A 6,017-nucleotide genomic window follows, 5' to 3' on the forward strand; every position below is an offset into this window, starting at 1 on the left:
CTTTGTTATTGGCAATTTGGTAATCGTTTACATCTGCCGGCTAAAAAAATAACTGCGGATATTTTCAAAGCTGTGGCACCCGTCGTTGAATACCGAAGGTCGTTCTATTTATAGTGTGACAATGATGCTAATCAAAATAATTTGAAAGTTTAAATAAAATATGCAGATTGATAGTCAAAGTCGTGACGTATTCTACGTTTCTGATGGTACAGCGATTACATGTGAGACCTTAGGACATGCTGTATTAGGCCAGTTTCCCTTCATTGCCAATGAGCAGACTTTTCCGTTTGTTGAAAATGATGAAAAATTGACAGATCTGATCAGACAAATTGAATTGTCTCATCAGCAACACGGTGTGCCACCGCTGGTTTTTTTCTCGATAGTCGTGCCGGAAATTCGTGTCAAACTGCTTCAGGCCTCTACCCATTGTTATGATGTGCTGGAGAATATTGTTCAGCGTGTACGGTCAGATACGCAAACCGAGCCGCAGCCGAAATTGCATCGTTCACGCAGTATCAGTAAAAATACCGATACATATTTTGATCGGATTGCTGCTATCGAATATACCTTAGCCCATGATGACGGGATGTCACTGAGAGATATTGAACAGGCTGATATTGTGCTGCTCGGGGTTTCCCGCAGTGGTAAGACGCCGACCAGTTTGTATATGGCAATGCAGTTTGGCCTGCGGGTGGTCAATTATCCGTTTATTCATGATGATATGCGTTCACTCAAACTCCTGCCGGCATTTGAGATTCACCGACATAAATTATTTGGCCTGACTATCAACGCGGAACGCCTGACGGCCATTCGGCAGAATCGTCTGGCGGGGAGTGAATATGCCAGCGTTCATCAATGTGAACATGAGCTGGCCAATGTAGAAGCGCTCTTTCGCCGTGAAGCGATTCCTTATATTAATACCAGCTCACTGTCGGTTGAGGAAATTTCAGCCCGCATTCTCGAAAAAGCAGGCTTGAAACGCCATCTCTGTTAGCCAGTCACGCAGATAAAAGACCGGTGAGTTTACCCCTGTTCGGCAAAGTCGAGCAGCGTCTGACCGGTCATCCGGTAGATAATCCATTCATCCTGCGGTTCAGCACCGATACTTTGATAAAAGTCGATGGATGGCTGATTCCAGTCGAGTACGGTCCACTCAAAGCGGCCACAATCTTTGCTGACCGCCAGACGAGCGAGATATTTCATTAACGCTTTGCCTGCCCCGAGGCCACGGTGCTGTTCACTGACATATAAATCTTCCAGATACAGGCCATATTGACCCAGCCAAGTCGAATAGTTGAAGAAGTAAACGGCAAAACCGATAGGCTGATTATCTGCTTCACAAATCAGGGCATGGGCACGAACGTCGTCACCGAATAGCTTGCGTTCAATGGCTTCGACTGTATTGGCGACCGCATTTGGTTCTTTCTCATAAATTGCCAGTTGATTGATAAAATCTAAAATGGTCGCTGCGTCTGAAATTGTGGCAGGTCTGATATGAATGGTCATGATTCCCTTACTTTGGTTGACTCAGGTTAGCGACAGTGTATGCTCAAATGAATTATGAATGAAGTGCACTTTATTCAGGCTTCATATGAACAGTATTCATGACAGATGGTTACCCATCAAGAAACAGTCCCATGCGTAAATTTCCTAATCTAGATTTGAACTTACTTAAGGTGTTCGCCAGTTTATATCATACGGGCTCGGTAACGCTCAGCGCCGATGAACTGAATATCAGTCAGTCAGCGTGTAGTCATGCCCTGCAACGTTTGCGAGAGCGGCTTGGGGATGACCTGTTCATCCGGATTGAAAATCGTATGTTACCGACCGCTTATTCTGAGCGGTTAGCTGAACAAGTGTTGCCGGGATTGGCATTACTGGGGCAGGGGCTGGCCTCATCGCATCCTTTTACACCGGAGGATACGCATATATTCCGGATCGCCGTGACGGATTATACATCATGGTGTCTGCGGGAATTTATCACTTACCTGAGCGAGTCGTTTCCTCATATCCACATTGAATTTATCCAGTTGGCCGAACGATTACCGGAGGCAGCGCTAAAATCGTCCGCTATCGATCTGGTCTGTGGGTTTGCCCATCAACAGGAAGAATCAGAAAGTCTGAATCGCTTGGTCTGGCTGAGCGACTACTATGTCAGTGTGCGGTGTCAGAGTCATCCGGTGGCTGAGCATCTTTCACTGGCTCAGTTTCTTCAGTATCCACATATTTTGGTGACACCGTGGAATGAATCCAGAGGGATTGTTGATATTACATTGTCACGGCAAAGAAAAAGGCGCCAAATTGCGATTCGGACTGCCAGTGTCCTGGCTGCACCTTATTTTTTGCAGCAGACATCTTATCTGCTGGCTGCACCGTCCCGGTATGCTGAGACCATTGCTGAAAGCTTATCGCTGCGTGTATCACCTATGCCGTTAGATGTACCGGATTATCAGCTGACGCTTTACTGGCATAAAACCCGTCATAATGATCCGAAAATCGCATGGTTTGTCCGGTTGTTCAGCGATTTTCATCAGTGTTCATGAATGACGGTGACGGGAGGGGGTGATTTGGATGGCGTGACATCTTTTTAAAAAGCCAACTTAATCGATGTTCTCAGGGTGAAAAATTATGGAGGATTTTTCAGGATTGCCTGAGCAGGATGCGAATCAATCCGACCCTGATTATGCGTGCTGAACTTAAACCTAGGCCTTTTGGGGTACTTTTTCGGCCTTGAAAAAGTACCTGGGGCGCATTCGGAGATGTCGATGAAATCGAAGAAAGTTATTGCGCACCAAACACCTACATCACAAGTTTTATCTTCCTAGCCTCCGGCTCCCAAATTTGACGCACAATTGTGTTCCTCAATTTCAGAGGCATTGGTGCTCTGTGCGCCAGTTACTCTTGCAGAGATGCAAGCGTAACCAGAAAATCTTTTTTGTTTGGCTTGATCAAACGCTTTCCAGAACCGACTTTTACGGGCGTCCTGCCCGGAAAAGCTTAACCATTCTTCCGTGAATGGTTTTCTTTGTTGGGTGGTTGATTTGAGTTGGGTGAAACTCTGAATCAATAAAACTAAATTGATCGATGATCTCAGGGGAAAATTCAGGGATGCATTTTAAGCTTTTCGTGAGCAGGAGCGAATAAAAGCGACCCTGATTACGCGTGCTGAACTTAAACCTAGGCATTTTGGGGTACTTTTTCTGCCGTGAAAAAGTACCTGGGGCGCTTTCGAGGATGCTAATGAAATCGAAGAGCGTGATTGCGCACCAAACCAGCAGATTTACTATTGAACACACCAAGCTACAATTTAATCACCTCAAGCGAGCCTCCCTGTTACCCTCATTCCAAAAATAACCACTCCCCATCAAAACCCCAAATTTAAACATGTTTTACAAATCCATTTGAGTATAATTATTAATTCATATGAAAATAACTTTATCAATAAGCATCCATCGATAAAACAATCACGGCTCAGTCAACAACGTCAATGAACTATCAAACCACTCAAATCTACAACCTGATGAGGTACGAATTTGCTCAAGTTGAGGGGGATTTTTCATCCCTGCGCGAATCGGATATCAAATCTGTCATGTCTGCCGGAATGCGCTTTGCAGATTTTCTCGAACAGCTTCGTAGCGGTCATCAGGTATTGCTGACGGATGTGCCATCGATTCCGTTGCTGATCCGGGATCGGGATGAATGGGGCAATCAATATTGGCGAGTCAATCCCGAGGTTGAGCCTCATCTCGACTTGCTGGCTAACAAGGCTTATACCGCCAGAGTTGAATGGGTCAATCATGGCATTGGTTCAACTTATTCCGGCTGCGTGAATGCCTCTGTTTCTACCGAGCCTTATGTTGAACGCGAACCTGAGAAGCTGAGTTTACAACAGCGGTTGTTCCGCCAGCGTCAGGAACGATTACGAGAGCTGGATAAAATCCAACTGCCTTCATCCGCATGGCAGAACATATTTAACAAGTCGGCAGCTAAACCCTCCCGTTTTGCTAAATCTGCGCTGGTACCGAGCGGTACGTGTGATATCGGTACACAAAGAGAGTCGCTTTCTGCGCTGGGGGATTATGCGGCTTATACACTGGCCGTCGGGCAGGGGATCAGTACCGTTTCTGAAGAAGCCTTTTTGACGCGTATTGGCGGTGCAGCGCTGGCAGAACTGCCGGGACTGGCGCTGAAAATCGTCGGGAGAATTGGCATTCTGGCGGCATTTGTGCCGAACAAATTAGCGGACAGTACGCTCTACAGCGCTGCTGATATGCGTAATAAAGACACGGTTGAAACTAATATTCGCCTAGGATTCAATACGAAAGGGCGAATTTACGGTTATCACGTTAATGGGGCGGATATCCCTAAGCGTGAAGTAAAACGGGTCGGTGATAAATTTGTCGTCGAGTTAGAGCCGGATATCACCATTGAATGGGTGCCGATCAGTGGTGATTTTGGCGGTAAACCGATTCTGGTTAATCCCATCCCGGAGATGGAAAAGTTCGATATCTGGATCCATCCGCAAGCGGATCAAGGGCAAGAATTTGATAACACCTACATCACCCCAATTGCTGATGCAGATCTGCAAGACTATATTCTGACCTTTCCGGCAGAGATTGGGTTACCGCCGTTGTATGTGGTGTATAGCCATCAAATCCGTGAACCGAATGGTCAGTTTGGCGCGAGCAAGTATCCCAAACCGGAACTGAACCGAACATCCCTTCGGGCTGAAACCAAAAGACAGATTGAAGAAGAAGCCTTCAAAGATGCAAATGGCCATTTCACCGATTCAGATGGTAATGTTTTAACTGACTGGCATTATGGACATAGATATGGTCTGGAAAACCGACGGATACTCAGAGCCGCTGATCAGATGGGGATGACTCAGGAAGAATTAAATGATTTCGTGAACGCTCATCCTGACTATTTTGTGATTGAGGATGCCAAGACAAATCTGAGTCATGTGAATGAGAAACCGGACAGTGATGATTTAAGAAAAATTCTCAGAGAGATGCGAATTTTTTTGAAAAACAGGAATACATAATGAGTTACGAATACGAATTATACGATGCTGTATTGGATGGTGATATTGATGAAGTCAGAGCGCTTATTGATAAAGGTGCTGATATTCATGAAATCACGGAATCAGAGCACTGGACATATCTGCATCACGTATTTATCTCTCCCTCAACAAAACGAGAGGAAAGAACACCCCTTGAATCGGTGCAGTTTCTGATTGACCAAGGGCTGGATGTCAACGCAATTGATAGCTACGGTTATACACCGCTACTTTTTGCAGTTCGTCAACGCAACGTAGAGGGGATGCGGCTGTTGTTAGAAAATGGCGCAGATAAACTCATTGGTCACAGAAACGAAGATGGTGTTGATGCTTTAAAAATGGCATTCGATAGGAAGCCTAGTCATTTTGATGTTGTAAAGTTATTGCTGGAATATGGTGCTGATCCTGATGATAAGAGAGAAGGCGGACGGTCAGTTCGGGAATTATTAAACATCATTGTCGGGGTCGATTCTGAGATTATTGAATTAGTAAACCGTTACTAAATAGTGTTCAGTCATCAATAAAACGATTGTTTTAAACGAAGCGAATTGAGAGCCACATTATATTGTGGCTCTTTTTGTATCAGCCCTTTCCGGCAGAGACCGGATTACCACCGCTGTATGTGGTGTATAAAGAAAGCGTTCGCAACAAGTCAGGTGTTGTGACCGGCAACGGTGAAGATATCACCGGCCAGTGGTTAGAAGCTGCCGGAAAAGAGTTAGGTGTGTAGTGGTCAACTAAAATTGGCCACGGTTTTAGAGTTTTTCCAATATAGTCGTTCAGACTCATTGGGTGTCAGCCCACCATTATATTGATGGGGCCTAAGTTGGCTGTAATAACCTGTGATGTAACGAGTTATATGCTGTCTTGCTTCGCTAAAACTCCTATAACCCGACACCGGTATCCATTCTGTCTTTAGACTTCTGAAGAACCGCTCCATCGGGCTATTGTCCCAACA

Annotated in this window: 7 protein-coding genes; 5 read left to right on the plus strand and 2 right to left on the minus strand. The window is 45.4% G+C overall.

Going from position 1 to position 6,017, the window contains the following annotated elements; all coding sequences use genetic code 11:
- Positions 1-160 precede the first annotated feature (160 nt).
- Positions 161-994, plus strand: a complete 834-nt coding sequence (gene ppsR, locus VR7878_RS06500) for a posphoenolpyruvate synthetase regulatory kinase/phosphorylase PpsR (RefSeq protein ID WP_077334524.1) — start codon at positions 161-163, stop codon at positions 992-994.
- Positions 995-1,023: 29 nt separating this feature from the next.
- Here the strand turns inward: ppsR and VR7878_RS06505 are convergent, their stop codons facing one another.
- A complete protein-coding gene (locus tag VR7878_RS06505) occupies positions 1,024-1,506 on the minus strand; it encodes a GNAT family N-acetyltransferase (protein ID WP_077334526.1) in 483 nt (160 codons plus the stop codon).
- Positions 1,507-1,637: 131 nt separating this feature from the next.
- Between VR7878_RS06505 and VR7878_RS06510 the strand changes: the two genes are divergently transcribed.
- From VR7878_RS06510 to VR7878_RS21050, 4 genes are all read left to right on the plus strand, one after another.
- The gene (locus VR7878_RS06510) at positions 1,638-2,543 is read left to right on the plus strand and encodes a LysR family transcriptional regulator (RefSeq protein WP_077334528.1); all 906 of its coding nucleotides are present in this window, start codon (positions 1,638-1,640) and stop codon (positions 2,541-2,543) included.
- Positions 2,544-3,487: 944 nt separating this feature from the next.
- Positions 3,488-5,044, plus strand: coding sequence for an S-type pyocin domain-containing protein (locus VR7878_RS06520; protein WP_077334532.1), 1,557 nt, complete (start codon positions 3,488-3,490; stop codon positions 5,042-5,044).
- Entirely contained in the window at positions 5,044-5,562 is a 519-nt protein-coding gene (locus tag VR7878_RS06525; protein WP_077334534.1) for an ankyrin repeat domain-containing protein, read from the plus strand. Before VR7878_RS06520 ends, VR7878_RS06525 begins: the two co-directional genes overlap by 1 nt.
- Positions 5,563-5,624: 62 nt before the next feature.
- Positions 5,625-5,789 carry a hypothetical protein gene (locus VR7878_RS21050; protein WP_159440437.1) on the plus strand — a complete coding sequence of 55 codons (165 nt, stop codon included), beginning with the start codon at positions 5,625-5,627 and terminating at the stop codon, positions 5,787-5,789.
- 3 nt (positions 5,790-5,792) lie between these two features.
- Here the strand turns inward: VR7878_RS21050 and VR7878_RS06530 are convergent.
- On the minus strand, positions 5,793-6,017 hold a 225-nt coding region (locus VR7878_RS06530), incomplete at its 5' end, for an integrase core domain-containing protein (RefSeq protein ID WP_139343959.1).

It is taken from the genome of Vibrio ruber DSM 16370, from assembly GCF_900163965.1.
Taxonomy (GTDB): Bacteria; Pseudomonadota; Gammaproteobacteria; order Enterobacterales; family Vibrionaceae; genus Vibrio; species Vibrio ruber.

Bases quoted from the DNA above. Each gene is read 5' to 3' on its own strand.
- VR7878_RS06505 (WP_077334526.1), bottom strand. From the start codon at position 1,506: ATGACCATTCATATCAGACCTGCCACAATTTCAGACGCAGCGACCATT.
- VR7878_RS06510 (WP_077334528.1), top strand. From the start codon at position 1,638: ATGCGTAAATTTCCTAATCTAGATTTGAACTTACTTAAGGTGTTCGCC.
- VR7878_RS06525 (WP_077334534.1), top strand. From the start codon at position 5,044: ATGAGTTACGAATACGAATTATACGATGCTGTATTGGATGGTGATATT.
- VR7878_RS06520 (WP_077334532.1), top strand. From the start codon at position 3,488: ATGAACTATCAAACCACTCAAATCTACAACCTGATGAGGTACGAATTT.
- ppsR (WP_077334524.1), top strand. From the start codon at position 161: ATGCAGATTGATAGTCAAAGTCGTGACGTATTCTACGTTTCTGATGGT.